This window comes from Ralstonia sp. UBA689 (assembly GCF_002298975.1).
Taxonomy (GTDB): domain Bacteria; phylum Pseudomonadota; class Gammaproteobacteria; order Burkholderiales; family Burkholderiaceae; genus Ralstonia.
Window position 1 is genome coordinate 116,507 of sequence record NZ_DBMV01000031.1, and the last position, 22,855, is coordinate 139,361.

At 65.0% G+C, this 22,855-nt stretch carries 16 protein-coding genes; 3 read left to right on the forward strand and 13 right to left on the reverse strand.

Annotated features, from left to right (window positions below; genetic code table 11):
* Window positions 1-7: 7 nt before the first annotated feature.
* The 8 genes from rseP to rpsB form a co-directional block, all read right to left on the reverse strand.
* Window positions 8-1,396 (reverse strand): RIP metalloprotease RseP, encoded by a 1,389-nt coding sequence (rseP, locus tag B4F51_RS14265; protein ID WP_296226553.1) that lies wholly within the window; start codon window positions 1,394-1,396, stop codon window positions 8-10.
* Between the two features lie 88 nt (window positions 1,397-1,484).
* On the reverse strand, window positions 1,485-2,675 hold the full coding sequence (ispC, locus tag B4F51_RS14270) for a 1-deoxy-D-xylulose-5-phosphate reductoisomerase (protein ID WP_296226554.1): 1,191 nt from the start codon (window positions 2,673-2,675) through the stop codon (window positions 1,485-1,487).
* Window positions 2,676-2,689: 14 nt separating this feature from the next.
* A complete protein-coding gene (locus B4F51_RS14275; protein WP_296226555.1) occupies window positions 2,690-3,508 on the reverse strand; it encodes a phosphatidate cytidylyltransferase in 819 nt (272 codons plus the stop codon).
* Window positions 3,509-3,511: 3 nt separating this feature from the next.
* On the reverse strand, window positions 3,512-4,288 hold the full coding sequence (gene uppS, locus B4F51_RS14280) for a polyprenyl diphosphate synthase (protein WP_296226556.1): 777 nt from the start codon (window positions 4,286-4,288) through the stop codon (window positions 3,512-3,514).
* 52 nt (window positions 4,289-4,340) lie between these two features.
* Window positions 4,341-4,901: a ribosome recycling factor gene (frr, locus tag B4F51_RS14285; RefSeq protein ID WP_296226557.1), complete on the reverse strand. Its 561-nt coding sequence runs from the start codon at window positions 4,899-4,901 to the stop codon at window positions 4,341-4,343.
* A gap of 163 nt (window positions 4,902-5,064) precedes the next feature.
* The gene (pyrH, locus tag B4F51_RS14290; protein ID WP_048932292.1) at window positions 5,065-5,775 is read right to left on the reverse strand and encodes a UMP kinase; all 711 of its coding nucleotides are present in this window, start codon (window positions 5,773-5,775) and stop codon (window positions 5,065-5,067) included.
* A 284-nt stretch (window positions 5,776-6,059) separates the two neighbouring features.
* The gene (gene tsf, locus B4F51_RS14295; protein ID WP_296226558.1) at window positions 6,060-6,938 is read right to left on the reverse strand and encodes a translation elongation factor Ts; all 879 of its coding nucleotides are present in this window, start codon (window positions 6,936-6,938) and stop codon (window positions 6,060-6,062) included.
* 264 nt (window positions 6,939-7,202) lie between these two features.
* Window positions 7,203-7,946, reverse strand: a complete 744-nt coding sequence (rpsB, locus tag B4F51_RS14300; RefSeq protein WP_296226560.1) for a 30S ribosomal protein S2 — start codon at window positions 7,944-7,946, stop codon at window positions 7,203-7,205.
* Between the two features lie 304 nt (window positions 7,947-8,250).
* Here rpsB and map point away from each other — a divergent pair, with 304 nt between their 5' ends.
* From map to B4F51_RS14315, 3 genes are all read left to right on the forward strand, one after another.
* Window positions 8,251-9,075, forward strand: coding sequence for a type I methionyl aminopeptidase (gene map, locus B4F51_RS14305; protein ID WP_296226562.1), 825 nt, complete (start codon window positions 8,251-8,253; stop codon window positions 9,073-9,075).
* Between the two features lie 105 nt (window positions 9,076-9,180).
* Entirely contained in the window at window positions 9,181-11,766 is a 2,586-nt protein-coding gene (locus B4F51_RS14310) for a [protein-PII] uridylyltransferase (RefSeq protein WP_296226563.1), read from the forward strand.
* 25 nt (window positions 11,767-11,791) lie between these two features.
* A complete protein-coding gene (locus tag B4F51_RS14315; RefSeq protein WP_296226564.1) occupies window positions 11,792-13,711 on the forward strand; it encodes a pseudouridine synthase in 1,920 nt (639 codons plus the stop codon).
* A gap of 87 nt (window positions 13,712-13,798) precedes the next feature.
* Here B4F51_RS14315 and B4F51_RS14320 read toward each other — a convergent pair whose 3' ends face one another.
* From B4F51_RS14320 to smc, 5 genes are all read right to left on the reverse strand, one after another.
* Window positions 13,799-14,938: an alpha/beta fold hydrolase gene (locus B4F51_RS14320; protein WP_296226566.1), complete on the reverse strand. Its 1,140-nt coding sequence runs from the start codon at window positions 14,936-14,938 to the stop codon at window positions 13,799-13,801.
* 76 nt (window positions 14,939-15,014) lie between these two features.
* Window positions 15,015-15,548 (reverse strand): peptide deformylase, encoded by a 534-nt coding sequence (def, locus tag B4F51_RS14325; protein WP_296226568.1) that lies wholly within the window; start codon window positions 15,546-15,548, stop codon window positions 15,015-15,017.
* Window positions 15,549-15,563: 15 nt separating this feature from the next.
* Window positions 15,564-17,987 (reverse strand): NAD-dependent DNA ligase LigA, encoded by a 2,424-nt coding sequence (gene ligA / locus B4F51_RS14330; RefSeq protein WP_296226569.1) that lies wholly within the window; start codon window positions 17,985-17,987, stop codon window positions 15,564-15,566.
* A 19-nt stretch (window positions 17,988-18,006) separates the two neighbouring features.
* Window positions 18,007-19,236, reverse strand: coding sequence for a cell division protein ZipA C-terminal FtsZ-binding domain-containing protein (locus B4F51_RS14335; protein ID WP_296226570.1), 1,230 nt, complete (start codon window positions 19,234-19,236; stop codon window positions 18,007-18,009).
* On the reverse strand, window positions 19,237-22,752 hold the full coding sequence (smc, locus tag B4F51_RS14340; RefSeq protein ID WP_296226571.1) for a chromosome segregation protein SMC: 3,516 nt from the start codon (window positions 22,750-22,752) through the stop codon (window positions 19,237-19,239). It lies immediately after the preceding gene.
* Between the last annotated feature and the right edge of the window lie 103 nt (window positions 22,753-22,855).

The following is a 22,855-nucleotide window of genomic DNA, read 5'->3' on the forward strand; positions in this document are numbered from 1 at the left end:
GACACATCTAGCCCCGAGTCAGGAACAGCCGACTCAGATCGTTATACAAGGCGAGCGAAGTGAGAAGCAGGATGCAGGCGACGCCGATCTTTTGAAGGACCGCTTGCCAGGATTCCGGCACGGGTCTGCCTGTCAAAAATTCCACGCAATAATACAGCAAATGCCCCCCATCCAATACCGGAACGGGCAACAAGTTCAGCACGCCAAGGCTGACGCTGATCAACGCAAGAAAGCCCACAAACGTCTGCCAGCCAAGGCTTGCCGCCTTGCCCGCGAAGTCGGCCACCGTGATCGGACCGCTCAGGTTCTGCAGCGAAGCCTGCCCCACGATCATCTTGCCCAGCACCTCCAACGACAGCACCGAGGTTTGCCAGACTTCGCGCACCGCATGCGCCAATGCGGCACTCGGCTCGTCGCGGATAAGCGTCGTTTCCACCTTCTGATGGAGTTGCGCACCCAGCTTGCCGATTTTCGGCCCGTTCGGGTTCTTGGGATCGACCTCGGCATCTGGGCGAACGGGCAGCGTCATTGGCTCGCCGTTGCGCAGGATGTCGATCGAGGCGTTCTGCTCCGGCATGGCGCGAATCCAGCGGATGAGATCCGTCGCCTGGTCGGCGGACTGTCCCGCGAAGCGGACGATCTGGTCGCCGGCGCGCAACCCGCCACGTTCCGCCGCACTGCCGCGCAGGACATCGACAATGGTGACCGGACCGCCAAGCAGGCGCAGGCCGATCTGGTCGATCACGTCGGCCTGGGGCGTACGGGCCGCGCTCGGCAAGCCGTGCAGGCGAACTGAGCGCTCAACCCCGTCGGTGCCGCGCACCTGCACCAGGGCATCATGCCCGCCTATGCCGGCGGCATACAGGCGCATACGGACGTCGCTCCAACTCCGTACGGGGCTAGGAGCCTCGTTCTCGGTGCCAATGGCGACGACGCGGTCCTTCGCGCGCAGATCCGCCTGGGCGGCAACACTGCCCGGCGGCGGCGCCCCGAGGATAGGCAGCGGCTCGACCGCCCCAACCCACGCCAGCACGGCATACAGAACGATCGCCAGCAGAAAGTTGGCGATGGGACCAGCAGCCACGATGGCAAATCGCTTGTAGACGGGCTGGTGGTCAAAGGTACGCGGCAGCTCTTCCGGCAGGATGGGCGGGTCCTTCTCAGGGTCTCGCGAGTCCTCACCCAGCATCTTGACGTAACCGCCCAGGGGGACCGCGCAGATCGTCCATTCGGTGCGATCCGAACCACGGCCGACATAGCGAAACAGCACCTTGCCGAAGCCGACGGAGAACCGCAGCACCTTCACGCCGCACAGGCGCGCGACGCTGTAGTGTCCCAGTTCATGAATGACGATCAGTACCGCGATCGCAAAGACAAACGCTAAAACGGTCTGCAAGAACCTTCTCCGGATTCACTGATGGGCGCGCACGGGCCCGGCACGCGTGAGCGCATTATGTTACCTGCTTGCGCTGACGGACCACTTGTCACGCAGCGGGCAGATGCGCGCACACCGTCGCGATATAGCGCTTGGCTTGGCTGCGCGCCTGCGCATCGGCAGCAAAGACCGTGTCGAGCGAATCCGCCTGCACGATAGACGCACGCGCCAGCGTATCGCCTACCACAGCGGCAATATCCGTAAACCGGATGCGGCGCCGCAAAAATGCCTCGACCGCCACTTCGTTGGCTGCATTCAGCACAGCAGGTGCCGTGCCACCGGCGCGCAGCGCATCAAATGCCAGCGCCAGGCATGGGAAGCGGTGCAGGTCCGGCGCCTCGAAAGTCAGCGTGCCGGTGGCGGCAAGGTCCAGCAGCGGGACGCCCGCCTCGATGCGTTCTGGATAGGCCAGTCCGTAGGCAATCGGCGTACGCATGTCGGGGTTGCCGAGCTGCGCCAGCACCGAGCCATCGTCGTAACCGACCATCGAATGAATCACGCTCTGCGGGTGAATCAACACCTCAAGGCTTTCGACTGGCACGCCGAACAGCCAGAACGCCTCGATCACCTCCAGCCCCTTGTTCATCATGGTGGCGGAGTCGACCGAGATCTTGCGCCCCATGACCCAGTTCGGGTGGGCGCAGGCTTGGTCGGGTGTGACATCGGCGAGGGTGTCGACAGCGCGCGTGCGAAACGGCCCGCCCGAGGCCGTCAGGATGATGCGCGACACGCCTCGCCCGAACTGCGGGGCCTGCTGCGGCAGACACTGGAAGATGGCGTTGTGCTCGCTGTCGATCGGCAACACGGTTGCGCCATGCTGATGCACGGCATCCATGAACAGCGCGCCGGACATCACCAAAGCTTCCTTGTTGGCCAGCAGTACGCGCTTGCCCGCTCGCACCGCGGCCAGCGTCGGGCGCAGGCCAGCCGCACCGACGATCGCCGCCATCACTGCGTCGCAATCGGAATGGGCAGCCGCCTCTTCCAGCGCTTCGGCGCCAAAGCGGATGTCGATACCGGCGGCATCGGTGCCAAGCAACTCGCGCAACGTATCGGCTGCGGCCGCGGAGCCGAGCACCGCCATCTGCGGGCGGAACTCGCGGCACAGCGCGGCCAGCTTGTCAGCCTGCGCGTTGGCGGTCAGTGCAAATATGCGGTACTTGTCAGGATGTCGGCGCACCACGTCGAGTGTGCTGTCGCCGATGGAGCCGGTGGCGCCAAGAACGGTCAAGCGCATCATGTTCGTCAGACGCCTTAGGAAATCAGCAGCGCGGCCAGCGGAAACACCGGCAGCAGCGCATCAATGCGGTCAAGCACGCCACCGTGGCCAGGCAGCAGGCGACTGCTGTCCTTCATGCCGACCTGACGCTTGAGCAGGGATTCAAACAGATCGCCGCCAACGCTTGCAGCCACCAGCAGAATAGTCAGCGCCAAGGCGACGACCGCGCCGTGCTGATCGAATGCGCGAGAAAACCACGTCGGGGCAAACCAGTGCGTAACGCCGGCTACGGTGGCAATCACCGTCACCAACACCGCGCCACCGATCGCACCTTCCCAAGACTTGCCAGGACTGATGGTCGGCGCCAGCTTGCGATGGCCGATCGCCTTGCCGACGAAATACGCGCCCACGTCCGCCGCCCATACGAGCACTGCCACGGACAACAGGAATGCAATCCCCTCAGCACGCAGTGCGCTGACCGCATGCACGAACGCCGGCAGGATCACCCAGCCCAGCAGCGTAAACACCACCTGGCGGCCGCCGCGCAACTCTCGCACGCCACCAGCCAGCAGCACCCAGGCCACGGCCCACGCCGCCACTGCAAGGTAGAACAGCGGGCGAACGTCGCCACGCGCCGGAATGTCGTGCCACGCGATTGTCAGCATGACGACCACGACGGCATACAGCACCGGCCCCCACCAGCCAGGCAAGCGCACTAGGCGACCCCATTCCCAGGCAGCGAGCGCGGCAAACACCATCACCAGCCCGGCCAGGCCGGCGGGTGGCGCGAAGAACAGAATGGGCAGGATGACAATCAGCAGGCAGACAGCGGTAATAACGCGAGTCAGCAGCATGTGTCAGGCTCCGGCGGATAGCGCAGGGGGAACATCGGGATCGAGCTGTGCGCTGGTACGGCCAAAGCGACGCTCGCGGTTGCGATACCAGGCGAAGGCACGATCGAGTTCAGCCGCGTCGAAGTCGGGCCAATAGCGATCGGTGAAGTACAGCTCGGAATACGCGAGTTGCCACAGCAGGAAGTTGCTGATCCGCTGCTCGCCGCCGGTACGGATGAACAGGTCCGGCTCCGGCGCATAGGCCAGCGCCATATGTGGGGCCAGTGCCTCTTCGGTAATCGCCTCAGGGGCGATGCCCGGTTGCGCAGTCACCAGGGCGCGCATGGCCTGCAGAATGTCCCAGCGGCCGCCGTAATTGGCGGCAATGGTGACGGTCAGGCCGGTGTTGGCGGCGGTCTTGGCCTCGGCCTCACGAATGAGCAACTGGATGCGCGGGCTGAAGGCTGCCAAGTCGCCGACCACGCGCAGGCGGATGCCGTTCTCGTGCAGCTTGCCCACCTCGCGGCGCAGCGCCGTCATGAACAGCTTCATGAGGAAGGAGACTTCCTCGGCCGGGCGGCGCCAGTTCTCGGAGCTGAAGGCGAACAGCGTCAGGTAGCCGACGCCGCGGCGCGCCGCCGCCTCGACCGTCGCACGCACGGCGTCAAGGCCGCGGCTATGCCCAGCCACGCGCGGCAGATGCCGCTCGGTGGCCCAGCGGCCGTTGCCGTCCATGATGATGGCGATGTGGCGCGGCGTATCGGCGGTGTCAGGCACCGCCAGAGTGGAACTGATATGCATGAATCGGGCTTCCCGCAGCCGGCACACCATGCACCGGCCGCAGGAGACGGCCTTAAACCGTCATGATTTCCTTGTCTTTCTCGGCGACCAGCTTGTCGATCTCGGCGACGAACTTGTCGGTCAACTTCTGGACCTCGTCACCGCCGCGACGCTCGTCGTCTTCCGAGATGGCCTTGTCCTTGACCATTTTTTTGAGCTGTTCGTTCGCATCGCGGCGCAGGTTGCGCACAGCGACCTTGGCATCTTCGCCTTCGCCCTTGACGACCTTGGTCAACTCCTTGCGGCGTTCTTCGGTCAGCGGAGGCGTCGGAACGCGGATGATGTCACCCATGGTGGCGGGGTTCAGACCCAGATCCGCTTCTCGGATGGCCTTCTCCACGACTTGCACCATCTTCTTTTCCCACGGTTGCACGCCGATCGTGCGTGCGTCCACCAAGGTCACATTGGCGACTTGGCTGATCGGCACCATCGAGCCGTAGTAGTCGACCTGCACGTGATCGAGCAGGCCGGTGTGGGCGCGCCCAGTGCGGATCTTGGCCAAATCCGTCTTGAGAGCCTCGATCGACTTCTGCATTTTCTGCTCGGTATTCTTCTTGACATCGGCGACGCTCATACTTCCTCCGAACGATAACGGCGGCCTTGCCGGATGTGCGCCCAAGACATTGCACCAAGCACCGGCAGGACCAAAAAGACAATAGGCGATTTTACATGGAAGCCGCTCACCAACGCCATTTGCGTCGGCTCAGCGGTCTGCAAAGACAGTGTGCGCGCCGTCCTCAGACGTGCACCAGCGTGCCCTCGTCTTCCCCCAGGATCACGCGCTTGAGTGCGCCCGGCTTCTGGATCGAGAACACCTTGATCGGCAGCTTCTGGTCGCGGCACAGCGCGAAGGCGGTCGCATCCATCACCTGCAGGTTGCGCGAGATGGCCTCGTCGAAGGTGATGGTGGTATAGCGGGTGGCGCTCGGGTCCTTCTTCGGATCGGCGGTATAGACACCGTCGACTTTGGTGGCCTTGAGCACGATCTCAGCGCCAATTTCCGAGCCGCGCAACGCGGCGGCCGTGTCAGTGGTGAAAAACGGGTTGCCGGTGCCGGCCGCGAAGATGACGATCTTGCCCTCTTCCAGTTGGCGAATCGCGCGCGGGCGGATGTACGGCTCCACAACTTGGTCCAGACGCAGCGCCGACTGTACGCGGCCTTCGAGGTTGGCGTGGCGCATGGCATCTTGCAGGGCCAATGCGTTCATCATCGTGGCCAGCATGCCCATGTAGTCTGCGGTGGCGCGGTCCATGCCGGCCGCACCGCCCGCGACGCCGCGGAAGATGTTGCCACCGCCGATCACCACTGCAACCTGCACGCCCAGCCTCACGATTTCGGCAATGTCATTGACCATCCCTTCGATGGTGCTGCGATTGATGCCGAAGGCATCGTCGCCCATCAGGGCTTCGCCGGAAAGTTTGAGTAGAACGCGCTTATAGGCAGGCATGGATATCCTCGTGACGATTCCTGGTACGGGCAACAGGAAAGGGGGAAATGACGGCTGCGACAGGCGAAGCGGCGGCTTCGCTCATCCCGCAACCTTCTTGCGCGGAAGCCGTCCGGGCGTGACAGCCGGCCGACGCCCGCGCAAGCAGGCTGCACCTGCAAACAGGGCACCTTGCGGTGCCCTGTTTGTTCAGCATTATACGATCGCGCCGATGGCGAAAAGTTGCTCTGCCGGCGTGCGCCGGAGAGCCGATTGCCGCGCCATCGGAAACAATCGATGCAGCATTACGCCTGTTGCTTGGCGGCAGCCACCTGGGCTGCCACTTCAGCAGCGAAGTCGTCCTGCTTCTTCTCGATGCCCTCGCCCACGACGTACAGCGTGAAGCCCTTCACGGTCGTGTTGGCAGCCTTGAGCATCTGCTCGACGGTCTGCTTGTCGTTCTTCACGAACGACTGGTTCAGCAGCGAGACTTCCTTCAGGTACTTCTGCACGCTGCCTTCCACCATCTTGGCAACGATTTCGGCCGGCTTGCCCGATTCGGCAGCCTTCTGCTCGGCAATGCTGCGCTCCTTCGCGATCAGCTCGGCCGGCACTTCATCAGCCGACAGCGACACCGGCTTCATGGCCGCAGCGTGCATCGCCACGTCCTTGGCGGCCACTTCGTCACCCTCGAATGCCACCATCACGCCGATGCGGGTGCCGTGCAGGTACGAAGCCAGCTTGGTACCCTCGAAACGCTTGAAGCGGCGAATCGTCATGTTCTCGCCGATCTTGCCGATCAGTCGGGTGCGCACGGCTTCCACCGTTTCGTCGCCGATCGACAGGGCCGACAGGGCTGCCACGTCAGCCGGGTTTTGCGTAGCGACCAGCTTGGCGATGTCGTTGGCGAAGGCGAGGAAATCATCGTTCTTCGACACGAAATCGGTTTCGCAATTCACTTCGACCAGGGCGCCGGTGGCGCCGTCGATGAAGGAAGCGATCACGCCTTCAGCGGTAATGCGGGCAGCGGCCTTGCCAGCCTTGTTGCCCAGTTTCACGCGCAGGATCTCTTCGGCCTTTTCCAGGTTGCCTTCGGCTTCGGTCAGAGCCTTCTTGCATTCCATCATCGGCGCGTCGGTCTTCGCGCGCAGTTCTGCCACCATGCTTGCGGTAATTGCCGCCATTCTCATGCTCCTTGTTTCAGATCGTCGTCCGGTCGCGCGCGGATCCGTCTTCGCTTCGCGCCGGCCTGTCGTCCGGTTTTCATCCGGCCGCCCCACGAAATACGACGCGCGCGGGACATCCGCATGACAAATTTCAAAAAAAAGGGGCGTTTGTTACGCGCCCCTGTCTGGCCTTTCGCTTCGGTGCAGTGCAGCAGCGATGCACCGATACGGCCTGACGCGTGTCCCGCGCGGCAATGCGGCGGGCACGCGTCTTCTTGTGTTTTAGCCTTCTTGGACTTCGACGAAGTCGTCGCCGCCGCGAGCTGCCTCGACCACTTCCTGGACCGCGTTGGCGCGGCCTTCCAGGATCGCGTCAGCCACGCCGCGCACATACAGTGCGACAGCCTTGCTCGAATCGTCATTGCCCGGAATGACGTAATCGATGCCTTCCGGCGAGTGGTTCGTATCAACCACGCCGATCACCGGAATGCCCAGCTTGGCAGCTTCGGTCACGGCGATCTTGTGGTAACCGACGTCCACCACGAAGATGGCATCCGGAATGCCGCCCATGTCCTTGATGCCGCCGATGGACTTCTGCAGCTTGTCCATCTCGCGCTCGAACATCAGCGCTTCCTTCTTGCTCATGGTCTCCAGCGCGCCGGCTTCCTTGGCGGTTTCCATGTCCTTCAGGCGCTTGATCGAGGTCTTGACCGTCTTGAAGTTGGTCAGCATGCCGCCCAGCCAGCGGCTGTCGACGTACGGCATACCGGCGCGAGCGGCTTCCTCAGCCAGGATCTCACGCGATTGGCGCTTCGTGCCGACGAACAGGATGGTGCCCCGGTTGGCTGCCAGTTGGCGCACATACTTCAGTGCGTCCAGGTACATCGGCAGCGTCTTTTCCAGGTTGATGATGTGAATCTTGTTGCGATGGCCGAAGATGAAGGGGGCCATCTTGGGGTTCCAGAAGCGGGTCTGGTGGCCAAAGTGGACACCGGCTTCCAGCATTTCGCGCATGGTCACGGACATGAAATTCTCCAGTCGGGTTAGGTCTGAAGCCGCCTCAGACATCCCTCGCATGCGATACGAGGAACACCCGCGGTGAAGCGGCTCGCGATTTCAAGCGCCGCCAGCCACACGGCCGGCAACTGCTTAGCCAGCGATTATAGCGGCAAAAACCCAATCGACTCAAGACCTTCCAAGCGCCGGGCGCGTCCGGCCCGATGCCAGCGCCGGACGCCCGACATCCCCGTCCGGGTCGCTTTGGTGCGATAATTCATTCTTTAGCAACGACGCGGCGCTTCGTGCGCTTGCGTGCAGAAAGAGTCACAGCATGGCCGTCACCCTCCACACCGCCGAAGACATTGCGCACATGCGCGTGGCCTGCCGGCTTGCGTCTGAAGTCCTGGATTACATCACACCGTTCGTGAAGCCGGGCATGACCACGGGCAAACTGAACGAGCTGTGCCACGCCTATATGCGTGACGTGCAAGGCACCGTGCCCGCGCCGCTCAACTATGCGCCGCCGGGTTACCCGCCCTTCCCCGCATCGGTCTGCACGTCGGTCAACGACGTGATTTGCCACGGCATTCCCGGCGACAAGGCGCTCAAGAACGGCGACATCGTCAACCTGGACATCACCGTCATCACCAAGGAAGGCTATTACGGCGATACCAGCCGCACCTTCATCGTCGGCGAGGGCTCGATTCTGGCCAAACGCCTGACGCAGGTGACGTTTGAGTGCATGTGGAAGGGCATCGCCGCGGTGCGTCCCGGCGCGCGCCTGGGCGACATTGGCCACGTGATCCAGCAGCACGCCGAGGCCTCCGGCTACAGCGTGGTGCGCGAATACTGCGGTCACGGCATCGGCAAGAAATTCCACGAGGACCCGCAGATCCTGCATTACGGCCGCCCGGGCACCGGCATGGAGCTCAAGGCCGGCATGATCTTCACGATCGAACCGATGATCAACGCGGGCAAGCGCGATATCCGCACCATGCCCGACCAGTGGACCGTCAAGACGCGCGATCGCAGCCTGTCGGCCCAGTGGGAGCACACCCTCCTGGTGACGGAAACTGGCTACGAAGTCCTGACGGTGTCGGCGCTGACACCGCCGGCGCCTGAATTCGTGCGCGAAGGCGCGCCGGCCACGGCCTGATCCTGGCGGGCGACGTGTCGCCCAAGGGCGCCGCAGCGGCAGCGTCCGGCCCAACGCTTGCAGCGACCGGACCGTTCCGGTCGCTGTTTCATTCACGCTCCATTCATGCACACCGCTGCCGCCGCCAACCCCGAAGTTTCTGCACGTGACACCCTGAAGGCCGAGCGCGCGCACCTGTTCGCGCAGTTCGACCAGCATGCCAACGTGCAACAACTGGTCACCCGGCTGGCCCGCGCGGTGGATCGCGCGCTGGCGCAACTCTGGCAGGACGAGCAGATGCCCGCCGACTGCGCGTTGATCGCAGTCGGCGGTTACGGGCGCGGCGAGCTGTTCCCGCATTCCGACGTCGACATCCTGCTGCTGCTGCCGCACGCCGCCGATAAAACACTCGAAACCCGCCTGGAAGCCTTCATCGGCCGCTGCTGGGACATGGGCCTGGACATCGGCTCCTCGGTGCGCACGGTGGACGAGTGCATCAGCGAGGCGAAGCAGGACGTGACGGTGCGCACGTCGCTGCTGGAGGCGCGCCTGCTGACCGGCGACGAGGGCCTGTACCGCACCTTCGAGACGTACTACCAAGGTCATCTGGATGCGGCTGACTTCTTCCAGTCCAAGCTGCTGGAAATGCGCCAGCGGCATGCCAAATACCAGGACACGCCCTACTCGCTTGAACCCAACTGCAAGGAAAGCCCAGGCGGCCTGCGCGATCTGCAGGTGATTCTATGGATGACGCGCGCGGCAGGTTTCGGTTCGAGCTGGAATGAGCTGCTGGGCAATGGACTGCTCACGCGCCGCGAAGCGCAGGAGCTGAACAGTAACGAGCGCCTGCTCAAGACCATCCGCGCACGCCTGCATCTGCTGGCCGGGCGTCGTCAGGACGTGCTCGTCTTCGATCTGCAGACGCAACTGGCCGAAGCCTTCGGTTACCGCCCCACCACCGCCAAGCGCGCCAGCGAGCAGCTCATGCGCCGCTACTACTGGGCGGCCAAGGCGGTCACGCAGCTCAACACCGTGGTGCTGCAGAACATCGAGGCGCGCCTGTTCCCGACCGAACTGGGCATCACGCGCAAGATCAATGAACGCTTTGTCGAGCGGCAAGGCATGCTGGAGATTGCCGACCCCGACCTGTACCAGCGCGAGCCGACGGCCATCCTGGAGACCTTCCTGCTGTACGAGCAGACGCGCGGCGTCAAGGGCCTGGCGGCCAGCACCTTGCGCGCGCTCTACAACGCCCGTACGCTGATGGACGCCAAATGGCGCGGCGACCCCGCCAACCGCGCACTGTTCCTGTCGATCCTGCAACAGCCGCAGGGCATCACGCACGCGTTGCGGCTGATGAACCAGACCAGCGTGCTGGGGCGCTACCTGATCAACTTCCGGCGTATCGTCGGGCAAATGCAGCATGACCTGTTCCACGTCTACACCGTGGATCAGCACATCCTGATGGTGGTGCGCAACATCCGACGCTTCGCCATCGTCGAGCACACGCACGAGTTCCCGTTCTGCAGCCAGTTGATGGCGAATTTCGACAAGCCGTGGGGGCTGACCGTCGCGGCGCTGTTCCACGACATCGCCAAGGGACGCGGCGGCGATCACTCCGTGCTCGGCATGTCCGATGCGCGGCGCTTCTGCAAGGAGCACGGCATTGCCAAGGAAGACGCCGACCTGATCGTCTGGTTGGTTGAGCACCATCTGACCATGAGCCAGGTCGCGCAGAAGCAGGATCTGGGCGACCCCGAGGTCATCCGCCAGTTTGCCGACGTGGTCGGCAGCGAGCGACGCCTGACCGCGCTGTATCTGCTGACGGTAGCCGACATCCGTGGCACCAGCCCAAAGGTGTGGAATGCCTGGAAAGGCAAGCTGCTGGAAGACCTGTATCGAATGACGCTGCGCGTGCTGGGCGGCGCCACCACCGACCCGCATGCCGTGCTCGAAGGCCGCAAGGAGGAGGCACGCGCCCTGCTGCGCCTGGCCGCCCTGGACGACACCGCGCACGAAGCACTGTGGAAACAGCTCGACGTAGGCGTTTTCCTGCGTCACGACGCACGCGACATCGCCTGGTTCACGCGGCACTTCTACAACCGCGTCGACACCACCATCCCAATCGTGCGAGCGCGCATCTCGCCCGCCGGCGTTGGGCTGCAGGTGGCGGTGTACTCCCCCGACCGGCCAGACCTCTTCGCGCGCATCTGCGGCTACTTCGAGCGCAAGGGGTTGACGATTCTCGACGCCAAGATCCACACCACCAAGCACGGCTACGCGCTCGACACCTTCCAGGTGGCCGACCCCGGCACCGGGCTGGTGGAGCCCGGCCACTACCGCGACATCATCACGCTGGTCGAGCATGAACTGGCCGAGCAGATCGCGCTGGAGACCGCCCTGCCCGAGCCGCCGCGCGGGCGCATCTCACGCCAGTCGCGCAGTTTTCCAATCAAGCCGCGCGTTGATCTGCGCCCTGATGAACGCGGCCAGTATTACCTGCTGTCCATCTCGGCCACCGATCGCACTGGCCTGTTGTATGCCATCGCCCGCGTGCTCGCGCATCATCGCGTATCGGTGCACACCGCGCGCATCAACACGCTCGGCGAACGCGTGGAAGACATTTTCCTGGTCGACGGCACGCGCCTGACCCAGGACACCAAACTGCAGCTCGCACTCGAAAGCGAGCTGCTCGATGCGCTCGCCATCTGAGCGCCAGCCTTACCGGTTTTGATTCATGACTACGGATTCCGACGACTTCCCGGGCGACGACGATAAGCGTCGCGCCAGCGACCCGACCCAGCGCGCCACCCGGCCGGGCAAACGCAGCACGCTCGGCGTGCGCCGCGACGACACGGGCAACCCGGTGAAATCCACCGGCAAGCCACTCCGCTCGTCCGACCTGAACCGTGACCGTCAGCCGCTGCGCCCCTCGCAACGCCGCCCCAACCCGGCGGAAGGCGCGGGCAAGAAGCCGACACAACCGCGATCACCACGCCGCGATGACGACGGTCAGCCGCCGCGCGAATCCAAACCGCGCCGCATGCAGGGTGACCGCCCACCGCGCAAGTTCGGCGACGACCAGCGCGCCCCGCGGCGCTTTGAAGACCGTCCGCCGCGCCGTTTCGACGAAGATCGTCCTCCACGCCGTTTCGACGACGAACGCCCGCCGCGCAGGTTTGGCGACGATCAACGACCACCCCGGCGATTCGACGACGAGCGCCCACCGCGCCGTTTCGAAGATCGCCCACCGCGCCGCTTTGATGACGAACGCCCGCCACGCAGGTCCGGCGACGATCAGCGACCGCCCCGGCGCTTCGACGACGAGCGCCCGCCGCGCCGTTTCGAAGATCGCCCGCCACGCCGCTTTGACGACGAACGCCCGCCACGCAGGTCCGGCGACGATCGGCGACCGCCCCGGCGCTTCGACGACGAACGCCCACCGCGCCGTTTCGAAGATCGCCCGCCACGCCGCTTTGACGACGAGCGCCCGCCGCGCAGGTCTGGAGACGATCGGCGACCGCCTCGGCGCTTCGATGAAGAGCGCCCGCGCCGCTACGGCGACGACCAGCGCGCTCAGCGTCGGGATAGCGACCAGCGCCCGCCTCGCCGGTATGGCGACGATCAACGTCCCCCGCGTCGCCTTGACGACGAGCGCCCGCCACGTCGCTACAGCGATGACCAGCGCCCACCCCGTCGATTCGACGACGAGCAACGGCCACCGCGTCGCTATGGGGATGACCGCGCCCCGCGTCGCTTCGACAACGACCGGCCACCGCGTCGCTTCGAAGATCGCTCGGCGCGTCCGCAACGCGCTGAACGCGAGGAGCGCGCACCGCGCCGCGCCGAAGAGCAGGCGCCGCGCCAAACGCAGCAAGCCGAATCGAGCGGGCTCGTTCGCTTGTCCAAGCGCATGTCCGAGCTGGGCCTGTGCTCGCGCCGCGAGGCCGATGAGTGGATCCCGCGCGGCTGGGTGCTGGTGGACGGTGAACCCGTCACCGAACTGGGCTCGCGCGTGCGGCCGGACGCGATCATTGAGATCCATCAGGCCGCCCGCTCCGAGCAGGGTGAACGCGTGACTGTACTGCTGCACAAGCCGGTCGGCTATGTGTCAGGGCAGGCGGAAGACGGCTACCAGCCCGCCGCCGCGCTGTTTGTGCCGGAAAACCAATGGGCGGAAGACCCCACGCGCAAGCGCTTCGCGCCGTGGCAGCGCAAAGCGTTGGCACCGGCCGGCCGGCTCGATATCGACTCCACCGGCCTGTTGGTGCTGACGCAGGATGGCCGCGTGGCGCGCCACCTGATCGGCGAGGATTCGACGGTCGAGAAGGAGTACCTCGTACGCGTGGTGTGGGATTCGCCGCAAGGCCGGGTTGAGCACGACATCTCCAAGGTCTTCCCAGAAGAACTGCTGGAGAAGCTGCGCTTCGGCCTGTCGCTCGATGGCGAGGAACTCAAGCACGCGAAGGTGAGCTGGCAGAACGAGGAGCAATTGCGCTTCGTGCTGCGCGAAGGCAAGAAACGCCAGATCCGCCGCATGTGCGAACAGGTGGGCCTGGAGGTCGTGGGCCTCAAGCGCATCCGCATGGGCCGCATCGTGCTAGGCGACCTGCCGGTCGGTCAGTGGCGCTTTCTGGGGCCGTTCGAGAAGTTCTGACGCAACGCCAGTCCAAACGAAAAACCGGTCAACGCACATCGCGCTGACCGGCTTTTTATGCCTGCGGGGCTGGGCAGCGAAAGCGCATCAAAGCTGCGGCGGCCGGCAGGCCGCACCTGTGGTGTTGGCCGACGCCGGCATGCCAAACACGGCCTGCGCACCGCAGCGCGAACCGAACATCCGCGCCTGGTCGTGCCCCACGCCGATCACTTCGTGCGCCTGGTGGTTGATGCGCTTGCGCGGGCCAGCCAAGTGGCGCTCGTAGCGCCAGTAGTTGCGTGCGCGATCCAGCCGTGTCGGGCCTTCGGCCTCGGCACCGCACAGTTTGTCGAGCACGCGGTGGTTCGGATCGTTGTCGTACGTGCCGACCAGGTAAGTCACCTGGCGCTGTGCGTAGCGCTTGAAGAGCGTCTTGCCATTCGTGCCCGCTGCATACGGGACGATGTCGATCATGCCGTATTTGTAGTGGTCGTAATCGGGGCACACATTGATGCCATACAGTGCGAAGCCCCTGCCGCGCGGGCGTTCCGGCGTGAAGTACAGATACGACGACGGATTGGCGATGACGTAACGCAGGTCAATGCCGCGCTTGCGGATACCTTCGTCCACGTTATTGAGCACGGCGTAGCGCTGCACGATCTGACCGCCGCCCGAGTGGCCGGCCACCGTCACGCGCTTGACATTGGGCGCGCGCGCCGGATCGGTGACGTAGGCGATCAGGTCGTCGAGCACCTGCAGCGAACTCAAGCCCGTGTACGGCGCGTTGGTGGCGTTGAAGCCGCCGGTCCAGCCGTCGACCGACCAAACCGGCATGCCGTCGAATCCCTTGCCGGCGTCCGGCGTGCCCGGAAAATTCGGGGCAACAAGCAGGATCTCGTCCGGATTGCGGCCGCTGGCCTTGAGCAGATCGGCACCGGCAGCGTAGTAGTCATTACCGTTGCGTTGCAGGCCGTGCTGTACGAAAACCACCTCGCGGATGCCTCTCAGGTCGCTGTCCAGCCGATGGTTGGCATAGACCGGGAAGTCGTAGGCGCCTGCAGCATCACTCCCATGCACGAGATGCACGCGCTGCCAGGCCGGCCCTTGAGGCTTCGCGACAGCAGGCGGAGTAGTGGTGGTTGCCGCTTCCGGTTTCTGCGGCCCTGCGCATGCCGCCAACCCCAGTACGGTCATCAAGGCCAGCCCAAGCGCCAGCCGCCGCCAGCTTGTCGACACATCGCGCTTCATATCGTCTCCGTGGTGGATGACACCGCGTCCACCCGCTCAGACGGGTGGAGCGCCCCGCTCGCCGCGATGCCCGCAATCAGTCGTCGTGGTTGGCGGGCAGTTCTGGGAAGAGGACTTCGGTAAACCCGAAGCGGGCAAAGTCCTTCACGCGCATGGGATACAGCACGCCCTGCAGGTGATCGCACTCATGCTGCACGACGCGCGCATGGAAGCCCTCGGCAATGCGGTCGATGGCGTGGCCGTGCTGATCAAAGCCGGTATAGCGCAGGCGCGTGTAGCGCGGCACCACGCCGCGCAAGCCGGGCACCGAGAGGCAGCCCTCCCACCCGTCCTCCATCTCATCGGAGAGCGGTTCGATGGTCGGGTTGATGAGCACCGTCTTGGGCACCGCCGGCGCGTCGGGATAGCGCTCGTTGCGATCGAACCCGAAGATCACGACCTGCAGGTCCACGCCGATCTGCGGAGCGGCCAGGCCGGCGCCGCGCGCGGCATCCATCGTGTCGAACATGTCTTCGATCAGGGCAGTCAGCTCGGGCGTATTGAAGCGCTCGACGCGTTTGGCCACACGCAGCAGGCGGCTGTCGCCCATCTTCAGAATGTCTCGAATCACGCCACACCCTCCTGACTAGCTCTGTAACAGCGCGAGCATACCCGCTTCGTTCAGAACCTTCACGCCAAGCTCCTCCGCTTTGGCGAGCTTGCTGCCGGCCTCTTCACCGGCAACCACGTAGTCGGTCTTCTTTGACACGGAGCCGGAAACCTTGGCGCCCGCCGCTTCCAACATCGCCTTAGCCTCGTCGCGCGTGAGGCTGGGCAGCGTGCCGGTCAGCACGACGGTCTTGCCGGCAAGCACGCCCTCTTCAGCAGCCTCGGCCGGCATGGCAGCGAGCAGCTCGTCGCGCAGCGCATCAAGTTGTGCCAGTTGCGCACGGTGGTCATGGGCGCCCAGCCATTCGAGCAGCGCAGCGGACACATCGGCCGGCAACCCAGCCAGTTGCGCGGCGTCCGCTGTGGCCAGTTGCGCGAGCGTCGGCACCGCCACGGCCAGTTGCCTGGCGCGCGTGGCCGTCAGCTTGGGCACGCCGAGCGTGGCGTACAGCGCCGCAGGCTCCAGCATCTCGCGCAATTTGGTGTTGGGTGCATGCTCGCCCTGCGGGCGCACGCCGGCTTGGAGCAACGCGTCCAGCGCCTGCTGGTTCTTCGGCTCGGCAAAGAAGTCGGCAATGGCTTCGGCCACGATCGCGCCCACATCGGGCAGCGCCAGCAGCAGCGGCGCCGGCGCCCGGCGAATAACCGCAAGGCTGCCCAGCCAGTCGGCCAGCGTCTTGGCGGTCGATTCCCCCACGTGGCGGATGCCCAGCGCAAACAGGAAGCGCGCCAGCGGCGGCGTCTTGCTGGCCTGGATGCCATCGAGCAGGTTCTCCGCCCACTTGGTGGCGATCTTGCCGGCGGCGACCGTCTCAGGTGTCACGCCGTCGCGCTCGTCGGCGCGGCGCTTCATTTCGAGAAAGTCGTCGAGCTTGAGTTTGTACAGGTCAGCGATGCCGTGCACGTACTCCAGTTCGACGAGGTTGTCGATGTAGCGCTCGCCCAGGCCATCGATGTCCATCATGCGGCGGCCGGCAAAATGGCGGATCGCCTCCTTGCGCTGCGCCGAGCAGAACAGCCCTCCGGAGCAGCGTGCCACCGCCTCGCCCTCTTCGCGCACGACGTGCGAGCCGCATACCGGGCAGGTCTTCGGCAGCTTGTATGGCCCATGCTCCGGCACCTGCTCCGCGCTGAAGAGATCGCGGCCGGGCTTCTCCATCATCGGGCGGCGCTCAAGCACAACACTGACCACCTCGGGGATCACGTCTCCCGCGCGGCGCACGATCACGGTGTCGCCCACGCGCACGTCCTTGCGACGGACTTCGTCTTCGTTGTGCAGCGTCGCATTGGTGACTGTCACGCCGCCGACGAACACCGGCACGAGCCGCGCCACCGGCGTGATGGCGCCGGTACGGCCAACCTGCACGTCGATCGCCTCGACCGTGGTCAGCGCTTCCTGCGCCGGATACTTGTGCGCCACTGCCCAGCGCGGCTCTCGCGTGCGGAAGCCCAGTTCGCGTTGCAATTCGAGTGAATTGACCTTGTAGACCACGCCGTCGATGTCGAACGGCAGGCGGTCGCGCTTGGCGCCGATGCCGGCGTGGAATTCAACGAGTCCATCGCCGCCCCGCACGGTTGCGCGCTCCTTGCTGACCGGAAAGCCAAACACCTGCAGCGCATCAAGCATGGCGGAATGCGTGTCGGGCATGCGCCTCCAGCCGACCACCTCGCCGAGGCCATACGCGAAGAACGACAGCGGGCGCTCAGCGGCTATCTTAGGGTCGAGCTGGCGCACGGCACCCGCGGCGGTGTTGCGTGGGTTGACGAAGGTCTTCTCGCCGCGCTCGCGCTGCCGGGCATTCAGCTTTTCGAAATCGTCACGACGCATGTAGACCTCGCCGCGCACTTCCAGCACGTCGGGCACGCGCTCGCCCACCGGGGTGAGCCCGAGTGGGATCTGGCGGATCGTGCGGATGTTCTGCGTGACGTCTTCGCCGGTCTCGCCGTCACCGCGCGTGGCGGCCTGCACGAGGTAGCCACGCTCGTAGCGCAGGTTGATGGCGAGGCCGTCGAACTTCAGCTCGGCGGCGTATTCGACGGGCGAGTCGGCATCGGTCAGGCCCAGCTCGCGGCGCACGCTGGCATCGAAAGCGCGGGCACCGGCCGGCGTCGTATCAGTCTCGGTGCGGATCGACAGCATCGGCACCACGTGTTTGACGGGCGCGAACTCTGGCAGGATCGCCCCGCCCACCCGCAGCGTCGGCGAGTCCGGCGTTTTCAGCTCGGGGTGTTTGGCTTCCAGCGCTTCCAACTCACGGTACAGCCGGTCGTATTCGGCGTCCGGCACGCTGGGCAGGTCGAGCACGTAGTACTCGTGGGCGTAGCGGTTCAGCGTGGCGCGCAGCCACTCTGCCCGCGTCTGGGGGGATGCACCGGACGCGGGTTCTGCGGTCTTGCTCATGGGAAATCGAGGAATCGCGTCAGTGGCTGAACAGGCGCACTGCGGCGCTGGAACCGGCGGGCATACCGCGCGATTCGAGCTTGTCGTACAGCACCCGCAGATGCTTCTGGATGGCGACGAAGGATTGCTCCGTCAGCGGACGCAGGTTGTCGTCCGCCACCTGCGCGCCCATGCGCTGCGACAGCGTATAGGCGTATTCGCAGACCAGCTTGAACGGCTTGGCGGCTTCTTCGGCCAGCGGCACGTCCAGCAGCAGCGTGATCTGCCGGCCGGCCTTGACGGTCAGATCGTCGCGCAGGAAGTTGGTGTCGCCAAACTGCAGCGTGAACAGCGCGCGCTGCACGCCATCGGCGCCGGCATGGAAACGCGTGAAGCGCGTGCCATCGCGCGAGAGCACGAGGCCATCCTGCGTAGCCACGGTCTGCACGTAGGCTGCCGACCACGGCGCGCCGTCAGAGATCACACTCACGCCCAACTGCACGTCGCATTCCGCCGCAAAGGCATCCAGCTCACGCGCGTTGGCGATGGTCTCGTTCATGTCCGGCAGCTCGGGCACCGCGTCGGCCGCTTCCGACAGCGGGTCGATCGCGTTGATGAACTCGGAGAACTCCAGCGCGTTCAAGGGGCCAGTGCGGTTGGCCAACTGCACGGCCACCTGCAGGTCCAGATAGCGCTGGCCGGCACGGACGGCTTCCCATGCGTTGGCGGCCGGGTTCAGGCCTTCCACGTGGATCTGCTTGGTGCCCGCGCGGCGCAGCTTGGCCAGCGCCGGCAGCAGGCGATCGCCCGACACCTCGCGCTCTGGGTGCAGGGGAACGATGCAGTCGATGAGAGGATCGATCACGCCGGTGGTCGGCTCCAGCGAACCGGGTGCGGGCTCGCCCGCCTCTTCCGCTTCTTGAGCCTCCGCGGCTTCCCGTGCAGCCTCGTCGCTGGTGGGCGTGAGTTCGGCGCCGATCACGCCGGCTTCGGTTTCGGCGCTGCCGGTGGATGTCGCATGTGACTGCGGAGCAAGGCCGGGTTCGAGGCGCGGCTCAACACGACCGATCTCGGAGCGCTCACCACCCAGAGCCGGCTCGTGACGCTCTGTTTCTGTCCAGCCTTCGCCGCGCGAGGCTTCGTCGGCCAACGGGTTGTAGGCCTCGGGCCGGCGCGCCTTGCGGATCTGCCACTGGTTGTAAACGACGATGACCAGTACAAAGACAACGCCGGCGCCCAGCAGCGCCATGACCAGGTTGTTGTCTTGCATTTACGCGGCCTCCGCCATGGTCAGGGCGGCATCCATATCCACCGCCACGATCCGGGACACGCCCTGCTCCTGCATGGTCACACCGATGAGCTGTTGCGCCATTTCCATCGCAATCTTGTTATGGGAAATAAAGACAAATTGGGTCTTGTCGGACATGCGTTTGACCATGTTGGCGTAGCGCTCGGTATTAGCGTCGTCCAGCGGCGCGTCCACCTCATCCAGCAAGCAGAACGGAGCCGGATTCAACTGGAACATCGCAAACACCAGCGCGATGGCGGTCAGCGCCTTCTCACCACCCGAGAGCAAATGGATGGTCGAGTTCTTCTTGCCCGGCGGCTGCGCCATGACCTGCACGCCCGCGTCGAGAATCTCTTCGCCGGTCATGATCAGCTTGGCCTGGCCGCCGCCGAACAGCGTCGGGAACAGTTCGCCGAAATGGTGGTTGACCTGGTCGAACGTGCCTTGCAGCAACGCGCGTGTTTCCTGGTCGATCGTGCGGATGGCGTCTTCCAGCGTGTTGATGGCGTCAGTCAAATCCGCCGACTGTGCATCCAGGAAGCCCTTGCGCTCGCGCGCGGCGGCCAGTTCGTCCAGCGCGGCCATGTTGACCGGGCCCAGCGCATTGATCGCGTTGTTGATGCGCGTGACTTCGCCCTGCAGGTACGACGGTTTCAGGTCGCCGGTCAGGCGTTCGGCCAGCGCGGCTTCGTCCACGTTGGCGGCGGTGAGCTGCTCGGAGAACTGCTCCTGGTTCAGGCGCGCGGCCTGCTCCTTCAACTGCAATTCGGTGATGCGGTCGCGCAGCGGCTGCTGGGCACGCTCGGCGGTCAGGCGTTGCTCATCGAAGGTGCGCAGTTGCGCAGACAACGCGTCCAGCTCGGTGCGAGCGAGGCCGAGTTTTTCTTCCTTCTCGGCGCGGCGTTCCAGCGCATCCTGCAGGCCGGTATGGGCAGTCTGCTCGTTGATGGTTTCGAGTTCGGCACGGGCGTTTTCCAGCGTCAGGACGATCTGCTGAGCCTGATCGGTCGCGACCTGGATGTTGCGCTTCAACTCCGCGATGCGGTTGTGCAGATTACGCTCGGCAAAGTGCGCTTCCTGCGCGCCACGCTCCAGTTCACGCAGCGCGTTGCGGGCATCGCCCAGGCGCGCTTCGAGCGTCTCGAACGCCTGCTGGTTGTCTTCAAAGCGCGCCTGCATATCGGCAAGCGCCGCGTCATGCTGCTCGAACGTGGCCTCTGATTCGGCACGGATAGCGCGCTGTTCTTCGATCTGCGCGCGAATCTCATCCAGCTCACCGTCAATCTGGCCGCTGCGGGCGTTGTAGCGTTCCATCGCCTGCGACAGCTTGAGCACGTCCATCTGCAGCACGTGCACGCGGCGCGTGGCCTGCTCGGCACGCGCGCGCACCTGCGTGAGCGTCTGGCTGGCTTGGCTGTAGGCAGCCTCGGCGCGCACGGCGGTGCTCTTGGCTTCGTCCGACAGCAACATCTGCGCACGCACCTGCTTGTGCAGGTTCTCGATTTCCTGGGCACGGGCCAGCATGCCGGCCTGCTCGGAGTCGGGCGCATACAACTGCACCGACGAACGGCCAATCAGATGCCCGGCCTTGACGACGAATGTGCCGCCCTCGGGCAGTGTCTGGCGCGCCGTAAGCGCAGCCTGCATGTCGTCCGCGATATAAACGTCGGCCAGCCAGTCCTGCAGCACAGCGCGGATGCCCGGCTCCGTCACCTGCACCAGTGACATCAGCGAACGCAGCCCCGCCGGCGCCTCGACCGGGCGTGCGGCCGGCGGCGGCGCGTAGAACGCCAGCTTGGCGGGCGGCGCATCGGCGGCAAAGGCCTTGATCCAGTCCAGGTTGGAAACTTCCAGCGCAGAAAGCTTCTCGCGCAGCACAGCCTCCAGCGCAGGCTCCCAGCCCTGCTCGATCTGCAGCTTCTTCCAAAAGCGCGGCAGCTCGCTCAGTCCGTGCTTGGCGAGCCACGGCTGGACCTTGCCGTCGGTCTGCACGTTCTCTTGCAGTTGCTTGAGCGCGGCAAGACGGGCTTCGAGATTGGCGATGGCGGCGGCTTCCGACTGCACGCGGTCCTGTGCGGCGCGACGCGCTTCGTCTGCCTGCGGCAGTTGCATCTCGGCGTCTTCCAGCGCGGCCTGCGCTTCGGCCAGCACCTCTTCCTGCTCGGCCAGTTCGGCGCGCAGCGTTTCAAGTTGCACGTCGTCGGGCTTGTCGAGGCCGCTGGCTTCTTGCGTCAGACGTTCGCGACGCTGTTCCAGTTGCTGCAAGGCCTGATCGGCATTGCGCTGGTGCGCAGCTTCAAGTTTGAGCGCCTGCTCCGATTGCAGGATGGCAGCGCGCTGGTCGTTCAGCGTCGTCTGCGCGTCGCGCCATTGCCCTTCCATGCCAGGCAGTTCGTCGGACTTGCGCGCGACTTCCTCGGCGGCCTGCGCGGCACGCTCTTCGGCCATCGCGAGCTCTTCTTCGGCCGTCGCAAGATCCGCCTGGGCCTGATCGCTCTGCGTGTGCCATTGATCCTGCTGTGCGCTCAGCGTGGCGATCTGCTGCTGGATGCGGTTGCGCGACTCCACCACATAACGGATCTCGGCTTCTAGGCGGCTGACTTCGGCGTTGGCTTCGTACAGCGCGCCTTGCGCAGCATGCATCGCGTCGGACGAGGCGTAATGCGCGGCGCGCATCGTTTCGAGTTCGGCTTCGATGTGGCGCAACTGGGCGGTCTGCGCTTCGAGGTCGACCTGCGCCTGCATGATGGCGCGTTGGTGGCGTTCTTGCTCGCCTTGCGCCTCGCGCTTGCGCAGCAGCCACAGCAGATGTTGCTTCTCTTCGCCGTCGGCCTGCAGAGTCTGGAAGCGCTGCGCGACTTCAGCCTGGCCTTCGAGCTTTTCGAGGTTGTTGCCGAGCTCGCGCAGGATGTCTTCCACGCGGGTCAGATTCTCGCGCGTGTCGGACAGGCGGTTTTCGGTTTCGCGGCGGCGCTCCTTGTACTTGGATACGCCTGCGGCTTCCTCCAGGAAGATGCGCATGTCATCGGGCTTGGCCTCGATGATGCGCGAGATCATCCCCTGCCCGATGATGGCGTAGGCGCGCGGCCCGAGGCCCGTGCCGAGGAAGATGTCCTGGATGTCGCGGCGACGCACCGCCTGATTGTTGATGAAGTACGACGAGGTGCCGTCGCGGCTCAGGACGCGCTTGACGGCCACTTCAGCGTACTGGCTCCATTGGCCGGCGGCGCGGCCTTCTGCATTGTCGAACACCAGTTCGACGCTGGCGCGGCCAGCCGGCTTGCGCTGCGTGGAGCCGTTGAAGATGACGTCCTGCATCGACTCGCCACGAAGCTCCGCGGCGCGTGATTCGCCGAGCACCCAGCGCACGGCATCGATGATGTTGGATTTACCGCAACCGTTCGGGCCGACGATGCCGACGAGCTGGCCCGGAACGTGGAAATTGGTCGGATCGACGAAGGACTTGAAGCCTGCGAGCTTGATCGAGGAGAGGCGCACGTTGAGGTCGTCTCGAAGGGATCAGTAAGAGTGATAAAGCGGGCGCCCGGAGCATGCGCTCCTGCCATCACACAAGCGCCGTATGGCGCGGGATGGCAAGGCG

What these genes read in the sequence shown, in the direction of transcription:
- frr (WP_296226557.1), bottom strand. Translation starts at nt 4,901, where the DNA reads ATGAGCGTCGCCGATGTCAAGAAGAATACCGAGCAGAAAATGCAGAAG.
- B4F51_RS14320 (WP_296226566.1), bottom strand. Translation starts at nt 14,938, where the DNA reads ATGAAGCGCGATGTGTCGACAAGCTGGCGGCGGCTGGCGCTTGGGCTG.
- pyrH (WP_048932292.1), bottom strand. Translation starts at nt 5,775, where the DNA reads ATGCCTGCCTATAAGCGCGTTCTACTCAAACTTTCCGGCGAAGCCCTG.
- ligA (WP_296226569.1), bottom strand. Translation starts at nt 17,987, where the DNA reads ATGAGCAAGACCGCAGAACCCGCGTCCGGTGCATCCCCCCAGACGCGG.
- B4F51_RS14315 (WP_296226564.1), top strand. Translation starts at nt 11,792, where the DNA reads ATGACTACGGATTCCGACGACTTCCCGGGCGACGACGATAAGCGTCGC.
- B4F51_RS14335 (WP_296226570.1), bottom strand. Translation starts at nt 19,236, where the DNA reads ATGCAAGACAACAACCTGGTCATGGCGCTGCTGGGCGCCGGCGTTGTC.
- rpsB (WP_296226560.1), bottom strand. Translation starts at nt 7,946, where the DNA reads ATGTCCGTGACCATGCGCGAAATGCTGGAAGCCGGTGTCCACTTTGGC.
- uppS (WP_296226556.1), bottom strand. Translation starts at nt 4,288, where the DNA reads ATGCATATCAGTTCCACTCTGGCGGTGCCTGACACCGCCGATACGCCG.
- tsf (WP_296226558.1), bottom strand. Translation starts at nt 6,938, where the DNA reads ATGGCGGCAATTACCGCAAGCATGGTGGCAGAACTGCGCGCGAAGACC.
- B4F51_RS14275 (WP_296226555.1), bottom strand. Translation starts at nt 3,508, where the DNA reads ATGCTGCTGACTCGCGTTATTACCGCTGTCTGCCTGCTGATTGTCATC.
- ispC (WP_296226554.1), bottom strand. Translation starts at nt 2,675, where the DNA reads ATGATGCGCTTGACCGTTCTTGGCGCCACCGGCTCCATCGGCGACAGC.
- B4F51_RS14310 (WP_296226563.1), top strand. Translation starts at nt 9,181, where the DNA reads ATGCACACCGCTGCCGCCGCCAACCCCGAAGTTTCTGCACGTGACACC.
- map (WP_296226562.1), top strand. Translation starts at nt 8,251, where the DNA reads ATGGCCGTCACCCTCCACACCGCCGAAGACATTGCGCACATGCGCGTG.